Origin of the sequence: Mycobacterium sp. (assembly GCF_004298145.1) — a bacterium.
Taxonomy (GTDB): Bacteria; Actinomycetota; Actinomycetes; order Mycobacteriales; family Mycobacteriaceae; genus Mycobacterium.
The window spans coordinates 102,192-128,086 of the sequence record NZ_SCRH01000015.1 but is presented as its reverse complement, the minus strand read 5'-3'; the positions used below and the strand labels follow the sequence as shown (position 1 = coordinate 128,086).

General features: G+C 67.8%; 21 protein-coding genes. 13 read left to right on the top strand and 8 right to left on the bottom strand.

Annotation, left to right across the window (positions count from 1 at the left end):
• Window position 1: 1 nt before the first annotated feature.
• Together sucD and EPN51_RS06200 are read left to right on the top strand one after the other, a co-directional pair.
• Window positions 2-916, top strand: a complete 915-nt coding sequence (gene sucD / locus EPN51_RS06205) for a succinate--CoA ligase subunit alpha (protein ID WP_293038696.1) — start codon at window positions 2-4, stop codon at window positions 914-916.
• Window positions 917-1,011: 95 nt separating this feature from the next.
• A complete protein-coding gene (locus EPN51_RS06200) occupies window positions 1,012-2,532 on the top strand; it encodes an acetyl-CoA acetyltransferase (protein ID WP_293038694.1) in 1,521 nt (506 codons plus the stop codon).
• 36 nt (window positions 2,533-2,568) lie between these two features.
• Here the strand turns inward: EPN51_RS06200 and EPN51_RS06195 are convergent, their stop codons facing one another.
• Window positions 2,569-3,417 (bottom strand): LLM class F420-dependent oxidoreductase, encoded by an 849-nt coding sequence (locus tag EPN51_RS06195; protein ID WP_293038692.1) that lies wholly within the window; start codon window positions 3,415-3,417, stop codon window positions 2,569-2,571.
• Window positions 3,418-3,670: 253 nt separating this feature from the next.
• Between EPN51_RS06195 and EPN51_RS06190 the strand changes: the two genes are divergently transcribed.
• The 8 genes from EPN51_RS06190 to EPN51_RS06155 all read left to right on the top strand — a co-directional run bounded on the left by EPN51_RS06190 (window position 3,671) and on the right by EPN51_RS06155 (window position 13,691).
• Entirely contained in the window at window positions 3,671-4,558 is an 888-nt protein-coding gene (locus EPN51_RS06190; protein WP_293038690.1) for a DUF5336 domain-containing protein, read from the top strand.
• Window positions 4,559-4,596: 38 nt separating this feature from the next.
• Window positions 4,597-5,997: a DUF6350 family protein gene (locus tag EPN51_RS06185; RefSeq protein WP_293038688.1), complete on the top strand. Its 1,401-nt coding sequence runs from the start codon at window positions 4,597-4,599 to the stop codon at window positions 5,995-5,997.
• A gap of 138 nt (window positions 5,998-6,135) precedes the next feature.
• Window positions 6,136-6,765 carry a phosphoribosylglycinamide formyltransferase gene (purN, locus tag EPN51_RS06180; RefSeq protein WP_293038685.1) on the top strand — a complete coding sequence of 210 codons (630 nt, stop codon included), beginning with the start codon at window positions 6,136-6,138 and terminating at the stop codon, window positions 6,763-6,765.
• 13 nt (window positions 6,766-6,778) lie between these two features.
• Window positions 6,779-8,362: a bifunctional phosphoribosylaminoimidazolecarboxamide formyltransferase/IMP cyclohydrolase gene (purH, locus tag EPN51_RS06175; protein WP_293038683.1), complete on the top strand. Its 1,584-nt coding sequence runs from the start codon at window positions 6,779-6,781 to the stop codon at window positions 8,360-8,362.
• Between the two features lie 253 nt (window positions 8,363-8,615).
• Window positions 8,616-9,185 (top strand): hypothetical protein, encoded by a 570-nt coding sequence (locus EPN51_RS06170; protein ID WP_293038680.1) that lies wholly within the window; start codon window positions 8,616-8,618, stop codon window positions 9,183-9,185.
• A gap of 201 nt (window positions 9,186-9,386) precedes the next feature.
• Window positions 9,387-10,781, top strand: coding sequence for a sigma 54-interacting transcriptional regulator (locus EPN51_RS06165; RefSeq protein ID WP_293038677.1), 1,395 nt, complete (start codon window positions 9,387-9,389; stop codon window positions 10,779-10,781).
• Window positions 10,774-12,810, top strand: a complete 2,037-nt coding sequence (locus tag EPN51_RS06160; protein ID WP_293038674.1) for a VWA domain-containing protein — start codon at window positions 10,774-10,776, stop codon at window positions 12,808-12,810. Before EPN51_RS06165 ends, EPN51_RS06160 begins: the two co-directional genes overlap by 8 nt.
• A gap of 32 nt (window positions 12,811-12,842) precedes the next feature.
• Window positions 12,843-13,691: an aldo/keto reductase gene (locus tag EPN51_RS06155; RefSeq protein WP_293038671.1), complete on the top strand. Its 849-nt coding sequence runs from the start codon at window positions 12,843-12,845 to the stop codon at window positions 13,689-13,691.
• A 21-nt stretch (window positions 13,692-13,712) separates the two neighbouring features.
• Here the strand turns inward: EPN51_RS06155 and EPN51_RS06150 are convergent, their stop codons facing one another.
• From EPN51_RS06150 to EPN51_RS06120, 7 genes are all read right to left on the bottom strand, one after another.
• A complete protein-coding gene (locus EPN51_RS06150) occupies window positions 13,713-14,315 on the bottom strand; it encodes a DUF1707 domain-containing protein (RefSeq protein WP_293038668.1) in 603 nt (200 codons plus the stop codon).
• A 132-nt stretch (window positions 14,316-14,447) separates the two neighbouring features.
• Window positions 14,448-15,344: an enoyl-CoA hydratase family protein gene (locus EPN51_RS06145; protein ID WP_293038665.1), complete on the bottom strand. Its 897-nt coding sequence runs from the start codon at window positions 15,342-15,344 to the stop codon at window positions 14,448-14,450.
• 9 nt (window positions 15,345-15,353) lie between these two features.
• The gene (locus EPN51_RS06140) at window positions 15,354-16,520 is read right to left on the bottom strand and encodes an acyl-CoA dehydrogenase (RefSeq protein ID WP_293038662.1); all 1,167 of its coding nucleotides are present in this window, start codon (window positions 16,518-16,520) and stop codon (window positions 15,354-15,356) included.
• On the bottom strand, window positions 16,517-18,508 hold the full coding sequence (locus tag EPN51_RS06135) for a biotin carboxylase N-terminal domain-containing protein (RefSeq protein WP_293038659.1): 1,992 nt from the start codon (window positions 18,506-18,508) through the stop codon (window positions 16,517-16,519). The genes EPN51_RS06140 and EPN51_RS06135 overlap by 4 nt, the downstream gene beginning before the upstream one ends.
• A 5-nt stretch (window positions 18,509-18,513) precedes the next feature.
• Window positions 18,514-20,103: an acyl-CoA carboxylase subunit beta gene (locus EPN51_RS06130; RefSeq protein WP_293038978.1), complete on the bottom strand. Its 1,590-nt coding sequence runs from the start codon at window positions 20,101-20,103 to the stop codon at window positions 18,514-18,516.
• Between the two features lie 91 nt (window positions 20,104-20,194).
• Window positions 20,195-21,343, bottom strand: coding sequence for an acyl-CoA dehydrogenase family protein (locus tag EPN51_RS06125; RefSeq protein ID WP_293038656.1), 1,149 nt, complete (start codon window positions 21,341-21,343; stop codon window positions 20,195-20,197).
• Window positions 21,340-23,064, bottom strand: a complete 1,725-nt coding sequence (locus tag EPN51_RS06120) for an acyclic terpene utilization AtuA family protein (protein WP_293038653.1) — start codon at window positions 23,062-23,064, stop codon at window positions 21,340-21,342. Before EPN51_RS06120 ends, EPN51_RS06125 begins: the two co-directional genes overlap by 4 nt.
• Before the next feature lie 285 nt (window positions 23,065-23,349).
• Between EPN51_RS06120 and rpmF the strand changes: the two genes are divergently transcribed.
• The 3 genes from rpmF to EPN51_RS06105 are packed head-to-tail and all read left to right on the top strand — an operon-like array spanning window position 23,350 to window position 25,846.
• Window positions 23,350-23,523 (top strand): 50S ribosomal protein L32, encoded by a 174-nt coding sequence (rpmF, locus tag EPN51_RS06115; RefSeq protein ID WP_293038650.1) that lies wholly within the window; start codon window positions 23,350-23,352, stop codon window positions 23,521-23,523.
• 57 nt (window positions 23,524-23,580) lie between these two features.
• Window positions 23,581-24,267 (top strand): two-component system response regulator MprA, encoded by a 687-nt coding sequence (mprA, locus tag EPN51_RS06110; RefSeq protein WP_293038647.1) that lies wholly within the window; start codon window positions 23,581-23,583, stop codon window positions 24,265-24,267.
• A 16-nt stretch (window positions 24,268-24,283) separates the two neighbouring features.
• Window positions 24,284-25,846 carry a HAMP domain-containing sensor histidine kinase gene (locus tag EPN51_RS06105; RefSeq protein ID WP_293038975.1) on the top strand — a complete coding sequence of 521 codons (1,563 nt, stop codon included), beginning with the start codon at window positions 24,284-24,286 and terminating at the stop codon, window positions 25,844-25,846.
• The last annotated feature ends 49 nt before the right edge of the window (window positions 25,847-25,895 follow it).

Here is a 25,895-nt window from a genome sequence, read left to right as displayed (position 1 = left end):
AATGTCGATCTTCCTGAACAAGGACTCCAAGGTAATCGTCCAGGGCATCACCGGCGGTGAGGGCACCAAGCACACCGCGCTCATGCTGAAAGCCGGCACCCAGGTGGTGGGCGGGGTGAACGCCCGCAAGGCGGGCACCACCGTGTCGCACGTGGACGCGAAAGGCAAGGACGTCGAACTCCCGGTCTTCGGCGGCGTTGCCGAAGCGATGAAGGAGACCGGGGCCGACGTGTCGGTCGTCTTCGTGCCGCCGAAATTCGCCAAGGACGCCATCATCGAGGCCATCGACGCCGAGATCCCGCTGCTGGTGGTCATCACCGAGGGAATTCCGGTGCAGGACAGCGCATACGCGTGGGCCTACAACCTACAAAAAGGTGGAGGCAGGGCCCCGAAGACGCGCATCATCGGGCCGAACTGTCCCGGCATCATCACCCCGGGCGAGGCCCTGGCCGGCATCACCCCCGCGAACATCAGCGGCCCCGGCCCCGTCGGGCTGGTGTCCAAGTCCGGCACCCTGACCTACCAAATGATGTACGAGCTACGCGATTTCGGCTTTTCCACGTCGATCGGCATCGGCGGTGACCCGGTGATCGGCACCACCCACATCGACGCCATCGAGGCCTTCGAGAAGGACCCCGACACCAAGGTGATCGTGATGATCGGTGAGATCGGCGGTGACGCCGAGGAGCGCGCGGCCGACTACATCAAGGCCAACGTGTCCAAGCCGGTCGTCGGCTACGTCGCGGGATTCACTGCGCCGGAAGGCAAGACGATGGGCCACGCGGGCGCCATCGTGTCCGGCTCGTCGGGCACCGCGGCCGCCAAAAAGGAAGCCTTGGAGGCCGCCGGCGTCAAGGTCGGCAAGACCCCTTCGGAGACGGCCGAGCTGGCTCGCGAGATCTTGCAGAGCCTGTAGCGGACCGTGGCGATCGCGAGCGGGTCGCCACTATCGGGCCCCGCCAAGGGGCCCCGGTTCGACCGGGAGACTGCCCTGCGGTAGATAGTGGGTCTATGAATCTCGACCCGAACACCCCCGTCATCGTCGGCGTGGGGCAGGCCGCCGAGCGCATCGACGACCCGGACTACCGCGGGATGTCGCCCGTCGAGCTGGCCGCCGCGGCGGCCAGCGCCGCCGTCGACGACTGTGGCGTCGAGGACGCCGCCGCGGCCCTGGACACCGTCGCCGGCGTCAGGCAGTTCGAGATCTCGGGTGTGATCAACGCCCCGCTGGGGCGGTCGAACAACTACCCGCGATCCGTGGCCAACCGCATCGGTGCTGACCCCGCGCGCGCGATCCTCGAGATCGTCGGCGGCCAGGGGCCTCAGCACCTGATCAGCGAGCTGGCGGCGGAGATCGCGGCGGGCCGCTCGCAGGTCGCGATGGTGTTCGGTTCGGATGCGACGTCGACGCTGCGCTACTTCGCGAAAGCCGAAGCCCGGCCCGACTTCACCGAGACGGTCGACGGTGACCTGGAAGACCGGGGCCAGGGCATCGAGAAGCTCGTCTCGCGGTACACCGTCGCCCACGGGCTGACCAGCGCACCCATCCAGTACGCGCTGCTGGAGAACGCCCGACGCGCCGGGACCGGCTTGGGCCCCGCCGAATACCGGCGCCGAATGGGCGAGCTGTTCGCGCCGTTCACCAACGTCGCCGCCGGCAATCCGTTCGCCGCATCGCCGGTGCGGCGCGACGTCGACGAGCTGATCACCGTGACCGAGAGCAACCGGATGATCTGCGAGCCGTACCCCCGGCTGATGGTGTCCCGTGACCAGGTCAACCAGGGTGCGGCGGCCCTGCTGATGTCGATCGACGCGGCGCGTCGCCTGGGGGTTCCCGAGGAGAAGTGGATCTATCTGCACGGCCACGCCGACATCGAGGAACAGGCGCTGCTACAGCGCCCCGATCTCGGCCATGCGCCGTCGCACCTCTTGGCCGTGCGCGACGCGCTGTCCATGGCCGGCATCGGCATCGACGACGTCGCCACGTTCGATCTGTACAGCTGCTTTCCCGTCCCGGTGTTCAACATCTGCGACGGTATGGGGATCGCTCCGGACGACCCGCGCGGCCTGACGTTGACCGGTGGACTGCCGTTCTTCGGCGGTGCCGGCAACAACTATTCGATGCACGCCGTCGCCGAGACCGTCAGCCGAATGCGAACGCTACCCGGGCAATTCGGCCTGGTCGGCGCGAACGGCGGCATCCTGAGCAAGTACTCGGTCGGTGTCTACTCGACCACGCCGGTGGAGTGGAAGCCCGACCGCAGCCCGCAGCTGCAGGCCCAGGTCGCCGGCTGGCCGACCGAGGCGGTCACCGAGAACGCCGACGGCACCGGCACCGTCGAGACCTACACGGTTCGGCGCGACGACGGGCGGCCGACGGGGATCGTCATCGGCCGGCTGGATGACGGCAGCCGGTTCCTGTCGACCACCGAAGACGACGAGTCGATCGCCCTGCTGATCGACGGCGACCCGCTCGGACGCCAGGTCCGGGTGCGTTCCTTCGACTACGGCAATCGCTGCACGCTGGCCTAGCGTCCTCGCCGAGCTCTCACGGAAACGGAGGCGCGCCTAAACGAGGGCCGCTAGTTTCCCGGCGAGCCGCTCGACGTAGGCGGCGACCTCGTCGTCGGACTTATCCGGCAACCCGAACAGCACCTCGGTCACCCCGAGTTCGGCCCATTTGGCGAGCTTCTCGGGGACCGGCTTGAAGTCCAGCGCCACGATCTGCGGGGCGCCGTCGCGGCCGGCGGCCGCCCAGGTGTCCTGCAGCAGCTTGACCGGTCCGTCGATGTCGAAGTCGCGGGGCGTGGTGATCCAGCCGTCGGCGCTGCGCGCGATCCACTTGAAGTTCTTTTCGGTGCCCGCGGCACCCACCAGCACCGGGATGTGCGACTGCACCGGCTTGGGCCAGGCCCAGCTGGGACCGAACTTGACAAACTCACCGTCGTAGGAGGCTTCTTCCTCGGTCCACAGTGCCCGCATCGCCTCGATGTACTCACGCAGCATGGTGCGCCGGCGGCCGGGCGGCACGTTGTGGTCGGCGAGCTCGTCGGTGTTCCAACCGAATCCGACGCCCAGGCTGACCCGTCCGCCGGAGAGATGGTCAAGGGTGGCAATACTTTTCGCCAGGGTGATCGGGTCGTGTTCGACCGGCAGCGCCACCGCGGTGGACAGCCGCACCCGCGACGTGACGGCGCACGCCGCGCCCAGACTCACCCAGGGGTCCAGCGTGCGCATGTAGCGGTCATCGGGCAGCGACGCGTCACCGGTCGTCGGGTGCGCGGCCTCCCGCTTGATCGGGATATGAGTGTGTTCTGGCACGTAGAAGGTCTCGAAGCCGTGGTCGTCGGCAAGCTTCGCGGCCGTCGCCGGAGAGATGCCACGGTCGCTGGTAAAAAGCACAAGCCCGTAATCCATGCAGAGAATTAGAACGTGTTCTACCTCTGATGAGCAAGCTCTGGTGATACGGACCGTCTCGCCGGAGGTCCGCGGCATCGTCGCCGCGGGCCCCGCCGTCCAAGCCACTGGAAGCGGCACCGGTTGCCGCACGTGCGCTAGCGTGGGTGATCGACCGCGTCGCAATGCAGTGACGCGCCTGCAAGCACAGCGTCGCATTGCACCCGTGGCGCCCGCTCGGCACTTAAAAGCACTGGACGCAACAGGAGGAGCCATGACCTACTCTCCCGGTAGCCCCGGATACCCACCGGCGCAGCCTGGCGGCGCCTATGTGGGCGCCACACCATCGTTCGCCAAAGACGACGACGGCAAGAGCAAGCTTCCGCTGTATCTGAACATCGCGGTGGTGGCGCTCGGGTTCGTGGCCTATCTCCTGAACTTCGGTCCCACGTTCACCATCAGCGCCGACCTCGGCCCGGGCATCGGTGGTCGCGCCGGCGATGCGGGCACCGCGGTCGTCGTTGCCCTGCTGGCCGCGCTGCTCGCCGGGCTGAGCCTGCTGCCGAAGGCCAAAAACTACGTGGGAGTCGTCGCGGTCATCGCGGTACTGGGTGCGTTGCTGGCCATCACCGAGACGATCAACCTGCCCGCCGGTTTCGCGATCGGCTGGGCGATGTGGCCCCTGGTGGCTGCCACCGTGCTGCAGGCGATCGCCGCGGTCGTCGTCGTTTTGCTGGACTCCGGGGTGATCACGGCGCCGGCGCCGCGCCCCAAATACGACCCCTACTCGCAGTATGGCCAGTACGGGCAATACGGCCAGTACGGCCAGCAGCCCTACTACGGCCAGCCGGCTGGACAGCAGCACTCGCCGCAGGGGTACGGATCGCAATACAGCGGTTATGCACCGAGCGGGTCGCCGACCCAGAGCGGCGTTCCGACCGGTGGTTTCGGTGCCCAACCGGCGCCGCAGCCGTCCGCGCAGCACCAGGGCTCGTCGACGCCCCCCACCGGCTTCCCCAGCTTCAGCCCGCCACCAAACGTCGGCGGCGGATCGGATGCCGGTGCGGCTACCAGCAACTACTCCGAGCAGGCCGGCGGCCAATCCTTCGGCCAGGAGGAGCAGCAATCGCCGTCATCACCGTCTGGGCCAGCGCCCGCGTAACCGTGCGCTGTCGCGCCTAGTCGGGGACGTGCCCAAGAGTGACACGGCTAGAGGACAACCGGGCAGCGGGCGCTCGCCAGGCACGTGACCTTGTCAGGGTCGCGTTCGCCCCGGCCGTGGTGGCGTTGGTCATCATCGCCGCGGTCACGCTGATCCAACTGCTGATCGCCAACAGCGACATGACCGGCGCCCTGGGCGCCATCGCCAGCATGTGGCTCGGCGTGCACCAGGTACCGATCTCCATCGGCGGCCGCGAACTGGGCGTCATGCCGCTGCTGCCAGCGCTGCTCATGGTGTGGGCCACCGCGCGCAGCACGGCGCGGGCCACCTCGCCCCACTCGTCGTGGCTCATCGTTCGGTGGGTGGTCGCCTCGGCGCTGGGCGGCCCGTTGCTGATGACGGCGATCGCCCTGGCGGTCATCCACGACGCGTCGTCGGTGATCACCGAGCTGCAAACACCCAGCGCGCTGCGTGCGTTTTTCAGCGTGCTCGTGGTCCACGCCGCCGGCGCCGGGATCGGTGTGTGGTCCCGGGTGGGGCCACGCGCGCTGGCGGCGTCGTCGCTGCCCTACTGGCTGGGCGATTCGCTGCGCGCCGCATCCGCGGGCCTGCTGGCGTTGCTCGGGCTCTCCGGGTTCGTGACGGCCGGGTCGCTGATCGTGCATTGGTCGACCATGCAGGAGCTCTACGGCATCACCGATTCGATCTTCGGTGAGTTCAGCCTCACCCTGCTGTCAATGCTCTACGCGCCCAACGTGATTGTGGGCACCGCGGCGGTCGCCGTCGGATCCAGCGCTCATATCGGTTTCGCGACGTTCAGTTCCTTCACCGTGTTCGGCGGCGACATCCCGGCCCTGCCGGTGTTGGCGGCGGTCCCCAGGCCGCCGCTGGGGCCGGTGTGGGTGGCGCTGCTCATCATCGGTGCCTCGTCCGGCGTGGTGGTCGGACAGCAATGCGCCCGGCGTGCGCTGCCGCCGGTTGCGGCGATGGTCAAGCTGCTGGTCGCGTCGGTCGCCGGGGCTTTGGTGATGTCGCTGCTCGCATACGGCGGAAGCGGCCAGCTGGGCAACTTCGGCCATGTCGGCGTCGATCAGGGCGCATTGTTTCTCGGTGTCTACTTCTGGTTCGCGGTGATTGGCGGGATCACCGTGGTGATGAGCGGCGGGATCACTCGTCGCCCCAGACGGCTCAAGACCAAACCCGCGCCCGCCGCACCGGCCGAGGAGCCGGCCGATTTCGCCGATGTCTTCGACGAACGGGAGCCCGAGGCCGACGAACCGGAGCCGTTGGCGGAGCCCGACGAACCGAAGCCGATCGCGGAGCCCGACGAACCGGAGCCGTTGGCGGAGCCCGATGAACCGGAGCCGACCGCGGCCGAGCGCGATCCCGGGGCAGGCGAACCGGAGCCGACCGCGGCCGAGCGAGATCCCGGGGAATAGGTTGAGTTGCCCGCCTCTGAGCGACAACGGCGGTGCGGGCGGGTGTGCGTTTGGCGGTTGTCGCTCAGAGGCGGGCAATTCGCCTATTGACCAGCCTGTCGTCTGGTCGGCACGAGGCGCCCGACTAGGCTCGCCGATGTGGTCGAACCCCTCCATGTGCCCCCCAACGCGTCGGCGCGGGTCGTGGTACTGGCATCGGGCACGGGATCGCTGCTGAACTCCCTGATCGGCGCCGCCATCGCGGACTATCCGGCCCGGGTGGTCGCGGTCGGCACCGACCGCGACTGCCTGGCCGCCGAGATCGCCGCGGCCGCGTCCATCCCCACCTTCACGGTCCGGCTCGGCGATCACCCCGACCGCGCCGCCTGGGACGCGGCGATCACCGAAGCCACCGCCGCCCACTCGCCCGATCTGGTGGTCTCGGCGGGATTCATGAAAATCCTTGGACCGCAGTTCCTTTCACGATTCCATGGACGCGTCATCAACACCCACCCGGCGCTGCTGCCGGCGTTCCCGGGTGCACACGGGGTTGCCGACGCGTTGGCCTACGGTGTGAGGGTCACGGGCTGTACGGTGCACCTGGTGGACGCCGGGACGGACACCGGGCCGATATTGGCGCAGCAATCCGTTCCGGTGCTCGACGGCGACAACGAAGAGACCCTGCACGAACGCATCAAAGTCACCGAACGGAAGCTGCTGGCGGACGTGGTGGCCGCGATCGCAACCGGCGGCCTGACCCTGGTCGGGAGAAAAGCGACGATCGGATGAAAGGCGACAACCGATGAGCACCGACGACTGGCGGGAGAACGCCAAAAGACCGATCCGCCGCGCCTTGGTCAGCGTGTACGACAAGACCGGGCTCATCGACCTGGCCCGGGGGTTGACCGAGGCGGGCGTCGAGATCGTCTCGACCGGATCCACCGCGAAGAACATTGCCGAAAAAGGCATTCCGGTTACCCGGGTCGAGGAGCTGACCGGCTTTCCCGAAGTGCTCGACGGCCGGGTCAAGACCCTGCACCCACGCGTGCACGCGGGCCTGTTGGCCGATCTTCGCAAACCCGAGCACGCCTCGGCGCTCGAGCAGCTCGGCATCGCGGCCTTCGAACTCGTCGTCGTCAACTTGTACCCGTTCAGTGAGACCGTCGACTCCGGCGCCAGCATCGACGAATGCGTCGAACAGATCGACATCGGCGGCCCGTCGATGGTGCGCGCCGCCGCGAAGAACCATCCCAGCGTGACGGTGGTCACCGACCCCCAGGGCTACGGCGGGGTGCTGGCCGCGGTCCGGCACGGCGGATTTACCCTCGCCGAGCGAAAAAAGCTGGCATCGCTGGCGTTTCGGCACACCGCGGAATACGACATCGCGGTGGCGACCTGGATGGAGTCGACCCTGGCTCCCGAACATCCGCCAACCGCCTTCCCGAAGTGGCTCGGGCGCAGCTGGCGCCGCTCGGCGATGCTGCGCTACGGCGAGAATCCGCACCAGCAGGCCGCGCTCTACAGCGACCCGAGCGCGTGGCCGGGGTTGGCGCAGGCCGAGCAGCTGCACGGAAAAGAGATGTCCTACAACAACTTCACCGATGCGGACGCGGCCTGGCGGGCCGCCTTCGACCACGAACAGAAATGCGTGGCAATCATCAAGCACGCCAACCCATGTGGGATCGCGATCTCATCGACATCGGTCGCGGACGCGCATCGCAAGGCCCACGAATGCGATCCGTTGAGCGCATTCGGCGGAGTCATCGCGGCCAACACCGAAGTCAGCGTTGAGATGGCCGAATACGTCAGCACCATCTTCACCGAAGTCATCGTCGCCCCCGCCTACCAGCCGGCCGCCCTGGACGTCCTGACACGCAAGAAGAACATCCGGGTGTTGGTGGCCTCCGAGCCGTTGGCCGGTGGTACCGAGCTGCGGCCGGTCAGTGGCGGGCTTTTGGTTCAGCAACGCGACGAGCTTGACGCCCACGGGGACAACCCGGTGAATTGGACCCTGGCGACCGGGTCGCCCGCGGATCCGGCGACGCTGGCGGACCTTGTTTTTGCGTGGCGCGTTTGTCGCGCCGTCAAATCGAATGCGATTGTGATCGCCGGCGGTGGCGCCACCATCGGCGTCGGCATGGGCCAGGTGAACCGGGTCGACGCCGCGCGGCTGGCCGTCGAACGCGGCGGTGATCGCGTGCGCGGCGCGGTGGCGGCCTCGGATGCGTTCTTCCCGTTTCCCGACGGACTCGAGACCCTGACCGGTGCCGGGGTGAAGGCGATCGTGCACCCCGGAGGGTCGGTGCGCGACGACGAGGTGACCGCCGCGGCCGCCTCCGCCGGTGTCACGCTGTATCTCACCGGAGCGCGTCACTTCGCTCACTAGGTTTCTCCTGGATGTGCGCTGATATCGGTGTGAACTTGGGCGCTAGGGATAGCCACCGGCATCGAGCCGGCCCGCTTCGTGATGAGGGTCACAAAAATTGGCCGGACCCGCGCTCAGTACGATCCGTTCGGGGGAAGGCTTGCCGGACCCTCGTGCATTGCGCGATTTCCGTCGGGTAGGTCGCGGATCGACCTGACTTTCCCTTTTTTCGATACGCGGACGGCGAGTCCCGTCCATTGTCGAGAGGAATGAGATGCGCGAGATGACAAAACGAACGGCGGCTTTCTCCGTTGCGCTTGCGGGGTTCGCGCTGATTGGTGGCGGGTGCAGCAAGGCAAACAACGCCGGCCAAACAACCAGTCCTGCCAGTTCTTCGGTGACGTCCTCCGCAACCGCGGGAACATCCGCAACCGCGGCGCCATCGGAAAGCCCGGGCGCGAGCGGCGCCCCGAGTTCGACGCAGATCAACGGTGCCAACGGCACTCCGTACACGGTCGAGGGACCGATCCTGGCGAAGTACAACGCCCTTGACGAGAAGGCGCGGACAGACCTGGGTGCGCCGACCGGCAACGAGCAGAAGAACCCGGATGGCGGCGTCTACCAGCAATTCGACGGCGGCGTGATCGTTTACAAGACCCAGGCCTACGTCGTGTGGGGCAAGATTCGCGACAAATGGAACCAGCTCGGCGGGTCGCAGGGCCAGCTGGGATATCCGACCAGCGACGAGGTGGACACCCCCGACGGCTTGAAGAAGTCGACATTCGAGCACGGCACCATCACCTGGAAACCCGGGGACGCCGAGGCCACCGTCACGAACAGTTAGTCGATCCCGGCCCGCCGCCGCGGCGCGGTGGGTCTCGACGATTCAGCACGAGGGCCGGGCAACCGATTCGCGTTGCCCGGCCGTCGTGCCCAGCGCGCCGCTGTGGCGTGAGCGGCTTACCGCCCCAATAGTCGCGTGTGTCAATAAGCCTGCAGTGAACGCCCTTCCCATGACGCGTCTGAGCGCGCGTCGTAGCGTGGAGTGGTGACGTCACCGAGCAACCTGCCCCGCACCGTCGGCGAACTGCGTGCCGCCGGTCACCGTGAACGGGGAGTCAAGCAGGAAATCCGCGAAAATCTGCTGACCGCATTGGCCGACGGGCCGGACACCGCAGCCATCTGGCCGGGCATTCTGGGATTCGACGACACCGTCTTGCCCCAACTCGAGCGGGCCTTGATCGCGGGTCACGACTTCGTCCTGCTCGGCGAACGCGGCCAGGGCAAGACCCGGCTGCTGCGTGCGCTGGTCGGATTGCTCGATGAGTGGACGCCGGTGATCGCCGGGGCCGAACTGGGTGAGCATCCCTTCTCGCCGATCACGCCGGAGTCGATCCGCAAGGCCGCGACCCTGGGCGACGACCTGCCCGTGGACTGGAAGCACCGCAGCGAGCGCTACACCGAAAAGCTCGCGACCCCCGATACCAGCGTTGCCGACCTCGTTGGCGACATCGACCCGATCAAGGTCGCCGAGGGCCGCAGCCTGGGGGACCCGGAAACGATCGCCTACGGGCTGATCCCGCGCGCGCACCGCGGCATCGTCGCGGTCAACGAACTTCCCGACCTCGCCGAGCGCATCCAGGTGTCGATGCTCAACGTGATGGAGGAACGCGACATCCAGGTCCGCGGCTACACGCTGCGCCTGCCGCTGGACGTCTTGGTGGTCGCCAGCGCCAACCCCGAGGACTACACCAACCGCGGACGCATCATCACCCCGCTCAAAGACCGCTTCGGCGCGGAGATCCGGACCCACTACCCGCTGGAGCTCGACGCCGAAGTCGGGGTGATCGTGCAGGAGGCGCACCTGTCGGCCCAGGTGCCCGATCACCTCACGCAGATCATCGCCCGATTCGCCCGCTACCTGCGGGAGTCCAACTCCGTCGATCAACGCTCCGGGGTGTCGGCGCGGTTCGCCATCGCCGCCGCCGAGACCGTCGCGGCCGCCGCCCGGCATCGCGGCGCGATCCTGGGGGAGACGGATCCGGTGGCCCGGGTGGTCGATCTGGGCACCGTGATCGACGTCCTGCGCGGCAAGCTGGAATTCGAGTCCGGCGAGGAAGGCCGCGAACAGGCGGTGCTCGAACACCTGCTGCGCCGGGCGACCGCAGACACCGCGTCGCGGGTGCTGGGCGGTATCGACGTCGGTTCGCTGGTGTCGGCGGTCGAGGGCGGTTCCGCGGTGACGACGGGCGAGCGGGTGTCGGCCAAGGACGTGCTGGCCGCGGTCGGAAGCCTGCCGGTGGTGGACAAGGTGGCGGACAAGCTCGGCGCGCGGTCGGAGGGCGAGCGCGCCGCGGCGCTGGAATTGGCACTCGAGGCTTTGTATCTGGCGAAGCGCATCGACAAGGTGTCCGAGGAGGGGCAAACCGTCTATGGTTGATTCTCCTGGTGACGACCCGCTGCGCCCGGCTTCGCCGCGCTCGCGATCGTCACGTGGGCACTCTTCGCGGTACTCGGCGTACACCGGCGGGCCCGACCCGCTGGCACCGCCGGTGGATCTGCGCGAGGCGCTCGAACAGATCGGCCAGGACGTCATGGCCGGCACATCGCCGCGCCGCGCGCTCTCCGAGCTGCTGCGCCGCGGCACCAAGAACATGCCCGGCGCGGACCGGCTCGCCGCCGAGGCCAATCGGCGACGACGGGAGTTGTTGCGGCGCAACAACTTGGACGGAACTCTGCAGGAGATCAAGAAGCTGCTGGACGAGGCCGTGCTGGCCGAACGCAAGGAGCTCGCCCGCGCGCTCGACGACGACGCCCGCTTCGGCGAACTCCAGCTGGATGCACTGCCGGCCTCGCCGGCCAAGGCCGTCCAGGAGCTCTCCGAGTACAACTGGCGCAGCGGTGAGGCCCGCCAAAAGTACGACCAGATCAAGGATCTGCTCGGCCGCGAGATGCTGGACCAACGCTTCGCGGGCATGAAGCAGGCGCTTCAGGGTGCCACCGACGAGGATCGTCAGCGCGTCAACGACATGCTCAACGATCTCAACGATTTGCTGGACAAGCACGCCCGCGGCGAGGACACCCAAGAAGACTTCGAAAACTTCATGGATGCTCATGGCGAGTTCTTCCCGGAGAACCCGCGCAATGTCGATGAGCTGCTGGACTCGCTGGCCAAGCGCGCCGCCGCCGCGCAGCGCTTCCGCAACAGTCTGAGCGCCGAGCAGCGCGCGGAGCTGGATGCCTTGGCGCAGCAGGCATTCGGCTCCCCGGCATTGATGCAGTCGCTGAATCGGCTCGATGCGCACCTGCAGGCGGCGCGGCCGGGGGAGGACTGGAGCGGGTCCGAACAGTTCTCCGGTGACAACCCGTTCGGTATGGGCGAGGGCACCCAGGCGCTGTCCGACATCGCCGAGCTCGAGCAACTGGCCGAGCAGCTTTCGCAAAGCTATCCGGGCGCCACCATGGATGACGTCGACCTGGACGCACTGGCACGCCAGCTCGGCGACGAGGCGGCCGTCGACGCCCGCACGCTCGCCGAATTGGAACGCGCGCTGGTCAATCAGGGCTTTTTGGACCGCGGTTCCGACGGCCAATGGCGGTTATCGCCGAAAGCCATGCGCAGACTTGGCGAGACGGCGTTACGCGATGTGGCACAACAACTTTCCGGTCGGCGCGGTGAGCGTGACCATCGACGCGCCGGGGCGGCCGGCGAGCTCACCGGGGCCACCCGGCCCTGGCAGTTCGGTGACACCGAACCGTGGAACATCTCGCGCACGCTGACCAACGCCGTTCTGCGCCAGGCGGGAACCGCCACCCTGGACGGACCGGACGCGCGGTTGAACATCACCGTCGACGACGTCGAGGTCTCCGAGACCGAGACCCGTACGCAGGCCGCGGTCGCGCTGCTGGTGGATACCTCGTTCTCCATGGTGATGGAGAACCGCTGGCTGCCCATGAAGCAAACGGCGCTGGCGTTGCACCATCTGGTGTGCACCCGCTTTCGTTCGGATGCCTTGCAGATCATCGCGTTTGGCCGATACGCGCGGACGGTGACCGCCGCCGAGCTCACGGGTCTCGAGGGGGTTTACGAGCAGGGCACCAACCTGCATCACGCGCTGGCGCTGGCGGGCCGTCATCTGCGCCGCCACCCCAACGCGCAGCCCGTCGTGCTGGTGGTGACCGACGGTGAACCGACCGCGCACCTGGAGGACTTCGACGGTGACGGCACGACGGTGTTTTTCGATTACCCGCCGCATCCGCGGACCATCGCCCACACCGTGCGCGGGTTCGACGAAATGGCGCGCCTCGGTGCGCAGATCACGATCTTCCGGCTGGGCAGCGACCCCGGTCTGGCACGGTTCATCGACGAGGTCGCCCGGCGCGTCGAGGGACGTGTCGTGGTGCCCGATCTCGACGGGCTGGGAGCGGCGGTCGTCGGCGACTATCTACGCTCCCGCCGCCGTAAGTAGCGCCCGGTGAGGGCTGAGGAGGAGAAAATCCCGTGAGCAAGGTTCCCACGATCGAACTCAACGACGGTGTCGACATCCCACAGCTGGGTTTCGGCGTGTTCCAGATCAAGCCCGACCAGACCGCGTCGGCGGTCAACACAGCGCTGAAAATCGGATACCGGCACATCGACACCGCCCAGATGTACGGGAACGAAACGCAAGTCCGACAAGGCATCCGTGACGCGGGTCTCGACCGCGGCGAGGTCTTCATCACCAGCAAGCTCAACAACGGCTTTCACAAGCCCGACGATGCGCGCCGCGCCTTCGACCACACGCTGACGGCGCTGGATTCCGACTACGTCGACCTGTTCCTCATCCATTGGCCGCTGCCCACGCTCTACGACGGCGACTTCGTCTCGACGTGGAAGGTCTTCGAGGAGTTCGCACGGGACGGGCGCGCCCGCAGCATCGGTGTGTCGAATTTCCAAGTCGCACATCTGGATCGGCTCGCCGACGAAACCGGCACCGTCCCGTCGGTCAACCAGATCGAGGTGCATCCGTACTTCGGCAACGACGAGGTCCGGGCGTACGGGCGCGAGCACGGCATCGCCACCGAGGCGTGGGCGCCCATCGCCCAGGGCAAGGTGCTCGACGATCCGGTGATCAACCGCGTCGCCGAGGGCCGCGGTAGGACGGCCGCGCAGGTGGTGTTGCGCTGGCACATTCAGCGGGGTGACATCGTTTTCCCCAAATCGGTGACACCGGAACGGGTCAAATCCAACTTCGAGCTGTTCGACTTCGAATTGGACGGCTCCGACATGGACGCGATCTCGGCGCTGGATAAGGGGGAGTCGGGACGCAACGGCCCCAACCCGGACACCTTCGACTACGTACCCGGCTGACGCTGCTATAGCCGCTGGCGGCTACCCGCGTGGTCTGCGGGCTTTGCGGGTGATCCCGACGCCGCCCCACAGCGAAAAGCCGCGAATGTGGACCGTCGGCGCTCCGGGAGTGCCTTGGCCGATGACGCGGCGGTCGAAGTTTCCCATCACGCCGCGGCCGTGCACCTCGACGTTGACCTCGGGTGGCAGCAAAATGTTCTGCATACCCATGATCGACATCGCGTGGATGTCGACCTCGGTCGAGGTGAAGTCGGCGTAGCGCAGATCGACCACCCCGCTGCCCCACAGGGTGAAGGTGGTCAGCTTTTTCGGCACGTTCCATCTGCCGCGCCGCTCGAAGCCGCTCAGCAGCGCCAGCAGCAGCGTCGACGGCGCCGGATTGGGTTTGCCGCCGCGGCGCGGACTGATCGGCGCCCCCGGCAGATCGGCCCTCAACCGGTCCAGCTCCTCATACGTTGTCGCCGCATAGGCCCTGGTCAAGCGGTCTTCGTAGTCGTTGAGCTGCAGGCGACCCTGCTCGGCCGCATACGCCAGCAACTGCGCAGTCTGTATGCGATCGGTATCGGCCGCACGCGACGGTTCGTCGCGCGTGTCCTCCGCATCTCGTTGCGTTGAGTTGCTCATCACCCACGAGCCTACGACGTCCAGGTTTTGCTGCAAGAGGATTGGCTAAACTGCAACCTCGCATCGGCCCGGGCCGCACCGCCGGCCGTTTGGCCGGACCCCCTCTTTGACATCTGGCTAACTAATCGGTGGCTAACTCGTCCATCTCGGCGCCCGCTTCTCGAGGAACGCCAACATGCCTTCGCGGGCTTCGTCGGAGACGAAAAGGCGCGCCGATTCCTCGGCGAGCCGTTCGGCATCGCGGTCGAACCCTTCGAGGACCGCGGCGGTGGTCAGTGCCTTGGAGGCCGCGAGGCCCTGCGGTGAACCACGGCCCACGTCGGCGACCAGCTTGTCGACCGCGGCGTCGACGTCGTCGGCGGCCATGGTGATCAGCCCGATCTCCGCCGCTTGGTGGGCATCGAAGGTTTCGCCGGTCAGGTAGTAGCGCGCCGCGGCGCGCGCCGACAGCTTCGGCAGCAGCGTCAACGAGATGATCGCCGGCGCGACGCCGATGCGGGCCTCGGTCAGCGCGAAGGTACTGCGCGGACCGGCGACGGCGATATCGCAGGCGCCCACCAAGCCGAAGCCGCCCGCCCGGACATGCCCGTTGATGGCGGCGATCACCGGCAGTGGTGAGGCGACGATGGCCCGCATCAGGGCGGCCATCTCCCGGGCCCGTGCGACGGCCATGTCGTATACCGATGGTGGCGACCCGCTTCGCCCGGCTGCGCCGCCCTCGCGATCGCCACGCACCGATGGTGGCGACCCGCTTCGCCCGGCTGCGCCGCCCTCGCGATCGCCACGGGGGCTTCCCCCGCCGGCCGCTGAATTTTCGGAGAGGTCCGCGCCGGCGCAGAAGGTACCGCCGGTGTGGCCCAGCACCACCGCGCGCACCGCGGGATCCGACGCGCCATCGCGCAGCCCCTGGTGCAGCTGGCTGACCAGCGTGGTGGAGAGCGCGTTGCGGTTGTGCGGTGAGTTCAGCGTCAGCCGCGCATACGGGCCGCCCGTGTCGGCGGGCCCGGCGTATTCGACGAGCGTGTCCATCAGCAGGGCTCAGTAGCTACGCGGCAGGCCCAGTGACGTCTGCGCGACGAAGTTCAGCACCATCTCGCGGCTGACCGGAGCGATGCGGCCCAGCCGGGCCGAGGTCAGCATGGCGCCGACGCCGTATTCCTTGGTGAGCCCGTTGCCGCCCATCGATTGCACCGCCTGGTCCACCGACCGGGTGGCCGCCTCGGCCGCAGCATACTTGGCCATGTTCGCGGCCTCGGCCGCGGCCATGTCGTTGCCGGAGTCATAGAGGGTGGCGGCCTTTTGCATCATCAGCTTGGCGAGCTCGACCTCGATGTGGCACTGCGCCAACGGATGTGACAGGCCTTGGTGCGAGCCGATCGGTGTGCCCCATACCTGGCGGGTCTTGACGTATTCGGCGGCCCGGTCGAGCGCGAACCGTCCCATCCCGACGGAACTGGCTGCGCCCATGATGCGTTCGGGGTTGAGCCCGGCGAAAAGTTGTGCGATGGCGGCATCCTCGGCGCCGACGAGCGCATCGCTGGGCAGCCGGACATCGTCGAGGAAGACCTGGAATTGGCGTTCGGGGCTGATCAATTCCATTTCGATGGGCGTATAGGTGAAGCCCGGCGAATCGGTGGGCACCACGAACAGCGCGGGGCGCAGCTTGCCGGTCTTGGCCTCCTCGGTGCGGGCCACCACCAGCACCGCCTGCGCCTGGTCGATGCCGGAGATGAAGACCTTCTGGCCCTTGAGGACCCAGTCGCTGCCGTCGCGACGGGCGGTGGTGGTGATCTTGTGCGAGTTGGATCCGGCGTCCGGCTCGGTGATGGCGAACGCCATCGTCAGGGTGCCGTCGGCGATCCCGGGGATCCAGCGCTTCTTTTGCTCCTCGGTGCCGAACTTGCTGATGATCGTCCCGTTGATGGCGGGCGACACCACCATCAGCAGCAGCGCGCTACCGGCGGCCGCCATCTCCTCCATCACCAGCGACAGCTCGTACATTCCGGCACCGCCACCGCCGTACTCCTCGGGCAGGTTCACGCCGAGGAAGCCGAGTTTTCCTGCCTCCGACCATAATTCGTCGGTGTGCTGGTGGGCGCGGGCCTTGCGCAGGTAGTATTCGCTGCCGTAGTTGGACGCCCACTCGGCCACGGCCTTGCGCAGGGCCTGGCGTTCTTCGTTCTCGATGAAGCTGCTATCGGTCACTGGGGATCTCCTTCGGATTGGGGCGCTTCCACTCTTGCCAGCACGGCGCCCACTTCGACTTGCTGACCGGTTTTGACGTCGAGTTCGGCGAGAACGCCGTCGACCGGTGCGGCGATCGTGTGTTCCATCTTCATGGCCTCCAGCCAGATCAGCGGCTGCCCCGCGGTGACGGTGTCGCCGATCGCGGCGCCGAGCCGGATGACGTTGCCCGGCATGGGGGCGACCAGCGAACCCTTTTCGACGGTCGAGCCGGGCTCGGGGAACCGCGGCAGCGCGATCAGGTGCACCGGTCCGCGCGCGGAATCGACATAGACGTCGGAATCGCCTGCGTCGTAGTGCCGTACCGAGAAGGTGTGGTCGACACCGTCCGTCCTCAGTACCACGTCATTCACGGTGGCCGACACCAGCTGCACCGAAGGATCGTCGGGGAGGGTCAACCCTGTTCTGTCGAAACGGTATTGGACCCCGTGTTCGTTGCCTTCGTCGTCACCGTAAGTCTTGACCTGGTAACCCGACCGCAGGTTTCGCCAGCCACTGGGGATCGCACCCAACACCGGGGCGAGGGCGCGGTTGCGCGCGGCGCCGGCGAGGGCGGCCGCGACCGCCGACAGACGTACGGTTGCGGCGTCGCCCAGCGGGGCCGATAGCTCCGCCAGGCCGTGCGTATCGAAAAACGCTGTGTCGGTGGCGCCGTCGAGGAACGCCGGGTGCCGCAGCACGTTCACCAGCAGATCGCGGTTGGTGCGTAGGCCGTGCACCCGGGCGCGGGCCAGCGCGTCGGCGAGAACCAGCGCCGCCTGACGGCGCGTCGGGGCATAGGAGATGACCTTGGCCAGCATCGGGTCGTAGTGGATCGACACCGTGAATCCGTCGACGATCCCCGAATCCAGCCGGATCCCCGTCCGTTGCCCCAGCGAGCCGAACTGGGCCCGAACCGACGGCACCTCGAAGGCGCGCACCACGCCGGCCTGCGGCTGCCAGTCGCGTGCGGGATCCTCGGCGTAGAGCCGCGCCTCGATCGAATGGCCCTGGGCGGCAGGAGGGTCGGCGTCGAGGGCAGCGCCGTCGGCCACCGCGAGTTGCAGCTCGACCAGGTCGAGCCCGGTGGTCTCTTCGGTGACGGGGTGCTCGACCTGCAGTCGGGTGTTCATCTCCAGGAAGTAGAACTCGCCGTCATCGTCGGCCAGGAACTCCACGGTCCCCGCGCCGGCGTAGCCGATCGCGCCGGCGGCCAGCCGGGCCGCGTCGAACAGCTTGGCGCGCATGCCCGTGGTGCGCTCGACGAGCGGTGAGGGGGCCTCCTCGATGATCTTTTGGTGGCGGCGCTGAATCGAGCATTCGCGTTCCCCGACCGCCCACACCGTGCCGTGGGAGTCGGCGAGCACCTGAACCTCGACGTGATGCCCCGTGGGCAGGTAGCGCTCGCAGAACACCGTCGGATCGCCGAAGGCGGACTGCGCCTCCCGGCGCGCCGCGGCGACTTCACCGGCGAGGGCCGATAATTCGCGCACCACCCGCATCCCACGGCCGCCGCCGCCCGCGGAGGCCTTGACCAGCACCGGCAGCTGCGCCTCGGTGACGGTATCCGGGTCGAGTTCGTCGAGGACAGGCACGCCCGCGGCGGCCATCAGCTTCTTGGACTCGATCTTGGAGCCCATCGCGCGCACCGCGTCCACCGGCGGCCCGACCCAGGTCAGGCCGGCGTCCTGGACGGCGGCCGCGAAATCGGCGTTTTCCGAGAGGAATCCGTAACCAGGGTGTATCGCGTCGGCGCCTGCCGCGCGGGCGGCCTCGATGATTGCCTCGGCGTTGAGGTAGTCGTTGTTCTTGGGCAGCCGAACGCGGGCGTCGGCCTCGGCGACGTGCGGCGCGCCGGCGTCCGGGTCGGTGTAGACGGCGACGGTGCCCAGGCCGAGCCGTCGGCACGTGGCGAACACCCGGCGGGCGATTTCGCCGCGGTTGGCAACCAGAACTCGAGTGATTCCCATGGGGCTCACATCCGGAAGACGCCGAAGTTCGACGTCCCCTTGATCGGGCCATTGGCAATGGCGGACAAACACATTCCCAGCACTGTGCGGGTGTCGCGCGGGTCGATCACCCCGTCGTCGTAAAGCATTCCGGACAACACCAGCGGCAGCGACTCGGCCTCGATCTGGCCTTCCACCGCGGCCCGCATCGCCGCGTCGGCCTCCTCGTCGACCTGTTGGCCGCGGGCCTCCGCGGCCGCGCGGGCCACGATCGACAGCACGCCCGAGAGCTGGGCGCCGCCCATCACCGCGGACTTCGACGTCGGCCACGCGAAGAGGAAGCGCGGATCGTAGGCGCGACCGCACATGCCGTAGTGGCCCGCGCCGTAGGAAGCGCCGATCAGCAGCGAGATGTGCGGGACCGTCGAATTGGACACCGCGTTGATCATCATCGCACCGTGCTTGATCATCCCGCCCTCCTCGTAGTCCTTGCCCACCATGTAGCCGGTGGTGTTGTGCAGGAACAGCAGTGGCGTGTTGGAGCGGTTGGCCAGCTGAATGAACTGGGTGGCCTTCTGCGACTCCTCGCTGAACAGCACCCCGCGCGCGTTGGCCAGGATCCCGATCGGATAGCCGTGCAACTGGGCCCAGCCGGTCACCAGCGAGGACCCGTACAGCGGCTTGAATTCGTCGAATTCGGAGCCGTCGACGACGCGGGCGATGACTTCGCGGGGGTCGAACGGGATACGCAGGTCCGCGGGAACGATGCCGATGAGCTCCTCGGTGTCGAACAGCGGCTCGGTGACCGGTTTGGGTTTCGGCCCCTGCTTGACCCAATTCAACCGGGTGACGATGCGACGGCCGATGCGGATCGCATCGAGTTCGTCGAGGGCGAAGTAGTCGGCCAAACCCGATACCCGGGCGTGCATTTCGGCGCCACCTAGCGATTCGTCGTCGGATTCCTCGCCGGTGGCCATCTTCACCAGCGGGGGACCGGCGAGGAAAACCTTGGAACGTTCCTTGATCATCACCACGTGATCGGACATGCCCGGGACGTAGGCGCCACCCGCGGTGGAGTTGCCGAATACCAGTGCGATGGTGGGGATTCCGGCCGCCGAGAGGCGGGTCAGGTCGCGGAACATCCGCCCGCCGGGAATGAAGATCTCCTTCTGGGTGGGCAGATCCGCGCCGCCGGATTCCACCAGCGAGATCACCGGAAGCCGGTTTTCGAAGGCGATCTGGTTGGCCCGCAGGATTTTCTTCAGCGTCCATGGGTTGCTGGTGCCGCCTTTGACCGTCGGGTCGTTGGCGACGATCATGCATTCGACGCCTTCGACCACGCCGATGCCGGTGACGGTGCTGGCGCCGACCTTGAAGGCGCTGCCCCAGGCCGCGAGCGGGCTCAGCTCCAAGAACGGCGAGTCCGCATCGACGAGCAACTCGATGCGCTCGCGGGCCGTCAGCTTGCCGCGGTCGTGGTGGCGTTCCACGTATTTGGGCCCGCCGCCGGCCAGCGCGTTGGCCAACTCGGCGTCGATTTCGTCGAGTTTCGTTATCGCCGCGGACGCCGCCTCGGTGAACACGGCGTCGTCGTGGTCGAGCGTGGACTGCAGCACGGTCATGACCACCGCCGACGACGCAGGGCGACGAAGCGATGTGGGGGTACCCCCGGCCGCGCAGCGGCGAGGGGGCAAGGAGGCGGTGTGATCATGATTGGAACCCCAGGAGTTTGGCGGACAGTGCGGTCAGGATCTCGGTGGTTCCGCCGCCAATACCCAGGATCCTCATGTCCCGGTATTGGCGTTCGACCTCGGATTCGGCCATATAGCCCATGCCGCCGAACAGCTGGACGGCTTGGTTGGCAACCCATTCCCCGGCCTCGACGGCGGTGTTCTTGGCGAAACACACCTGCGGAATCAGATTCGTCTCGCCGGCGAGCTGACGTTCCACCACGCTGCGCGAGTAGACGCGGGCAACATCGATGCGGCGGGCCATCTCGGCCAGCGTGTTCTGCACCGATTGCCGCGAGATCAACGGGCGACCGAACGTCTCACGGTCGCGACACCATTGCACCGTCAGGTCCAGGCATCGCTGTGCGCTCGAATATGCCTGTGCGGCAAGGCCGATGCGCTCGGAGACGAAGGCCTGGGCGATCTGGGCGAACCCGCTGTTCTCGGCGCCGACCAGGTTGGCCACCGGCACCCGGACGTCGGTGTAGGAGAGCTCGGCGGTGTCCGAGGACCGCCAGCCCATCTTGTCCAATTTGCGCGTCACCTCGAAGCCGGGGGTGCCCTTCTCGACCACGATCAACGAAACCCCCGCCGCGCCAGGGCCTCCGGTGCGCGCCGCCGTGACGACGTAGTCGGCGCGAACCCCGGAGGTGATGTAGGTCTTGGCGCCGTTGACGATGTAGTCGTCGCCGTCCCGCACCGCCGAGGTGCGCAGGTGCCCGACGTCCGAACCACCGCCGGGCTCGGTGATGGCCAGCGAACCGATCTTCTCGCCGGCCAGCGTCGGCCGGACAAAGGTGTCGATCAGCCGGGCATCGCCGGAGGCGATCATGTGCGGCACGGCGATGCCGCAGGTGAACAGCGACGCGAAGACGCCCCCCGGGGCGCCGGCCTGATGCATTTCTTCGCAGATGATGACCGCGTCGGCGCCGTCGCCGCCCCCGCCGCCGACCGATTCGGGGAGGCCCGCGCCCAGCAGCCCGGCCGCCCCGGCGCTGCGATGCAGGCTGCGCGGCAGATCGCCGGTGCGCTCCCATTCGTCGACGTGGGGCAAGATCTCACGTTCCGCGAAGGAGCGCACCGTCTTTCGCAGTTGCTCGCGTTCGGGTGTGGTCCAGATAGTCACAGAAACCCTTCCGGAATGTCGACGTAGCGGCTGCGCAGCCATTCGCCCAGCCCCTTGGCCTGGGGATCGAACCGCGCTTGGTAGGCGACGCCCTGACCGAGGATGCCCTCGATCACGAAGTTCACCGCCCGCAGATTCGGCAACACGTGGCGGACGACGTCGAAGTCCGCCGCTTCGGGCAGCAGCTCCTTGAGGCGCTCGACGGTCAACGTGTGGGCCAGCCAGCGCCATTGCTCGTCGGTGCGGACCCAGACCCCGACGTTGGCCGAGCCGCCCTTGTCGCCGCTGCGGGCCCCGGCGACGCGGCCCAGCGGCGCCCCGCGCACCGGCCCGTCCGCAAGCGGCTCGGGCAGCGGCGGCGGATCGGCGCGTGTCAACTCCAAAGTCTCGGTGGCGCAAGGGATGAAAGTCCCGGTCCCGTCGGCGTGCACCGCGACGTGCGGCACTTTCGTAGCGTCCACGTAGCCGGCGGTGAACACGCCGTAGACCTGGCCGTCGCCCGGCGGGGCGGTGACGTGAAATCCTGGATAGCTGGCCAGCGCCAATTCCACTGCGGCCGAGGAGAACTGGCGTCCGACGTTGGCGGGGTCGGGGTCGCGCACGACGCAGTGCAGCAGGGCGCTGGCGGCTTCCTCGGTGTCGGCGTCGGCGTGGTCGGTGCGGGCCAGGGTCCACTCGAGTTCGGCGGGTTTGACGGTGAGTGCGGCGTCGAGTTGCCTGCGCACCAACTCGGCCTTGGCCTCGATGTCCAGGCCGGTCAGCACGAAGGTCATCGAGTTGCGGAATCCGCCGATGCTGTTCAGCGACACCTTGTAGGTGGGCGGCGGGGCTTCGCCGCGCACGCCGCTGATGCGCACCCGGTCGGGGCCGTCGGACGCGAGCTCGACGGTGTCCATCCGGGCGGTGACGTCGGGGTTCGCGTAGCGGGCCCCGGTGATCTCGTAGAGCAGCTGGGCGGTGACGGTGTCGACGCTGACCAGGCCGCCGGTGCCCGGGTGCTTGGTGATCACCGAGGATCCGTCGGCGTAGACCTCGGCGAGGGGGAAACCGGCGTGGGTGAGGTCGGCGACCTCCGTAAAGAACGAGTAGTTGCCACCGGTGGCCTGCACACCGCATTCGATGACATGGCCGGCGACCACGGCGCCGGCGAGCCGGTCGTAGTCGGTGCGACCCCAACCGAAATGCGCGGCGGCTGCCCCGACGATCACCGAGGCGTCGGTGACCCGGCCGGTGACGACGACGTCGGCGCCGTCGCCCAGGCAGTCGACGATGCCCCAGGCGCCCAGGTAAGCGTTCGCCGTCAACGGGCTGCCCAGGCCCAGTTCCGCGGCACGCGGCAACAGGTCGTCGCCCTCGACGTGGGCGATCCGGGCGTCGATACCCAGGCGGTCGGTCAGCGCGCGGATCGCGTCGGCGAGGCCGGCCGGGTTGAGGCCGCCGGCGTTGGCCACGATGCGGACCCCGCGGTCGCGCGCCTCGCCCAGGCAGTCCTCGAGCTGTGTCAGAAAGGTCCTGGCGTAGCCGCGCTCCGGGTGCTTCATCCGGTCCCGGCCCAGGATCAGCATGGTGAGTTCGGCCAGGTAGTCGCCGGTGAGGTAGTCGACCTCACCGCCGGTGAGCATTTCGCGCATCGCCGAGAGCCGGTCGCCGTAGAACCCGGAGCAGTTCGCGATCCGGACGCCACCACCGGAAGTACCGGAAGCACCGGAAGCAGAGGCCATGTCCGTCCTCCATTCAGGGATTCACCGGCGAAACCCAACCAACCAACCGGTAGGTTAGCGGGTACCGCGGGTGTCACGTCAAGGATCCCACTTCGTTGCGGGTGCACCAGGGCCGTGCCCGCACGGCAGGCGCGCAGCCGGCTGGACCGCGGGCAGGCGGGCGTCCGTTTTGGCGACGAGCGGACCAGCGACTATCCTGATACGCGATCGTCGTCCGTTCGGCCTCCCGGCCACGCCGCGCGACATTGCCGAACTGCAAGCCACATTGAGGAGTTAGGCCCGACCATGGCCGTACCCAAGCGCAGAATGTCGCGCGCGAACACCCGTAGCCGGCGCGCGCAGTGGAAGGCCGAGAAGACCGAACTCGTCGGTGTCACGGTCGCAGGTCAGCGGCACAAAGTCCCGCGCAGGCTGCTCAAGGCGGCCCGTCTCGGCCTGATCGACTTCGACCGCCGCTAGCCCGATGGCGGCGCGCCTCTCAGGTCAGTCTCAGGCGGTGGGACGAAACTAGGGGCCGTGCGAATACTGGTCGTCGACGACGATCGCGCGGTGCGCGAATCGCTGCGCAGATCGTTGTCCTTCAACGGCTACTCGGTCGAGTTGGCCCATGACGGGGTCGAAGCCCTCGAACGGATCGCCAGCGATCGCCCCGACGCGCTCGTCCTGGATGTGATGATGCCGCGCCTGGATGGTCTCGAGGTCTGCCGTCAGCTCCGCAGCACCGGCGACGACCTGCCGATCCTGGTGCTCACCGCGCGCGATTCGGTTTCCGAACGGGTCGCGGGGCTGGACGCCGGCGCCGACGACTACCTGCCGAAGCCGTTCGCCCTGGAAGAACTGTTGGCCCGGATGCGGGCGCTACTGCGCCGGACCAAGCCGGAGGATGACGCCGAATCGGTGGCGATGAAGTTCTCCGACCTCACCCTGGACCCGGCGACCCGCGAGGTCACCCGCGGCGAACGCGGAATCAGCCTGACGCGCACCGAGTTCGCGTTGCTGGAAATGCTGATCGCCAATCCGCGCCGCGTGCTCACCCGCAGCCGCATCCTCGAGGAGGTATGGGGATTCGACTTCCCCACCTCGGGCAATGCGCTGGAAGTCTACGTGGGCTATCTGCGCCGCAAAACCGAAGCCGACGGTGAGTCCCGGCTCATCCACACGGTGCGCGGAGTGGGTTATGTCCTTCGGGAGACACCACCGTGACGACGCAATTCCCACGATGATCAAGTTCCACCGGCCTGCGCGCCCACCCATGCGCCCACCGCTGCGCGCCACGCCCTCCCTGTCGTTGCGGTGGCGGGTCATGCTGCTGGCGATGTCGATGGTCGCGATGGTCGTGGTCCTGATGGCCTTCGCCGTCTACGCCGTGATTTCGGCCGCGCTGTACAGCGACATCGACAACCAACTGCAAAGCCGGGCCCAACTGCTGATCGCCAGTGGTTCACTGGCGGCGGACCCCGGCAAAGCGATCGAAGGCACCGCCTATTCGGACGTCAACGCGATCCTGGTGAACCCGGGCCACGCGATCTACACGGCCCAGCAGCCGGGTCAGACCCTGCCGGTCGGTGCGCCGGAAAAGGCGGTCATCCACGGTGAGCTGTTCATGTCGCGGCGCACCGCCGGCGATCAACGGATCCTGGCCGTCCACCTGCAGAACGGCACCTCGTTGCTGATCTCCAAGAGCCTCAAGCCGACAGAGGCGGTGATGAACAAACTGCGCTGGGTGCTGCTGATGGTCGGCGGCGTCGGGGTGGCGGTCGCCGCGGTCGCGGGCGGCATGGTCACCCGGGCCGGCCTGCGCCCGGTGGCACGCCTGACCGAAGCGGCCGAGCGGGTGGCGCGCACCGATGACCTGCGACCCATTCCGGTGTTCGGCAGCGACGAATTGGCCAGGCTCACCGAGTCGTTCAACCTGATGCTGCGGGCGCTCGCCGAGTCGCGGGAACGGCAGGCGCGGCTGGTCACCGACGCCGGGCATGAACTGCGCACCCCGCTGACGTCGCTGCGGACCAATGTCGAGCTGCTGATGGCGTCGATGGAACCGGGAGCGCCGCGGCTGCCCGAACAGGAGATGGTCGACCTGCGCGCCGATGTGCTCGCGCAGATCGAGGAATTGTCCACTCTGGTAGGCGATTTGGTGGACCTCACCCGCGACGACGCCGGCCAGGTGGTGCACGAGCCGGTCGACATGGCCGATGTGGTCGATCGCAGCCTGGAGCGAGTCAGGCGGCGCCGCAACGACATTCACTTCGACGTTGACGTGACGCCGTGGCAGACGTACGGCGACGCCGCGGGGCTCTCGCGTGCGGTCCTGAACCTGTTGGACAACGCGGCCAAGTGGAGCCCGCCGGGTGGCCACGTCGGTGTCACCATGCGACAACTCGACCCGTCGCACGCCGAGCTGGTGGTCGCCGACCATGGCCCCGGCATTCCACCACAAGAGCGTCGGCTGGTGTTCGAGCGGTTCTATCGTTCGACGACGGCGCGGTCCATGCCGGGCTCCGGACTGGGGCTGGCAATCGTCAAGAAAGTCGTGCTCAACCACGGCGGGTTGCTGCGGGTCGAGGACACCGTCCCGGGCGGCCAGCCCCCGGGCACCTCCTTCTATGTGCTGCTACCCGGGCGGCCGCTGCCGCCGACGACCTACTCCGCGTCGGAACCCGAAACCGGCCAGGTAGACGCCACGGCCGACCCGGCGGTGCCGGCGACCGGCGATGAGGCGAACTCTCGGGAATCGGCGAACGTTATCTCAGTGGACTCTCAGTCCGCGCGGGCAAGGTAGGTCTGCGGCTACTGTTGAACCCAGCCGTCGACTTGCCGAAACACTGAGA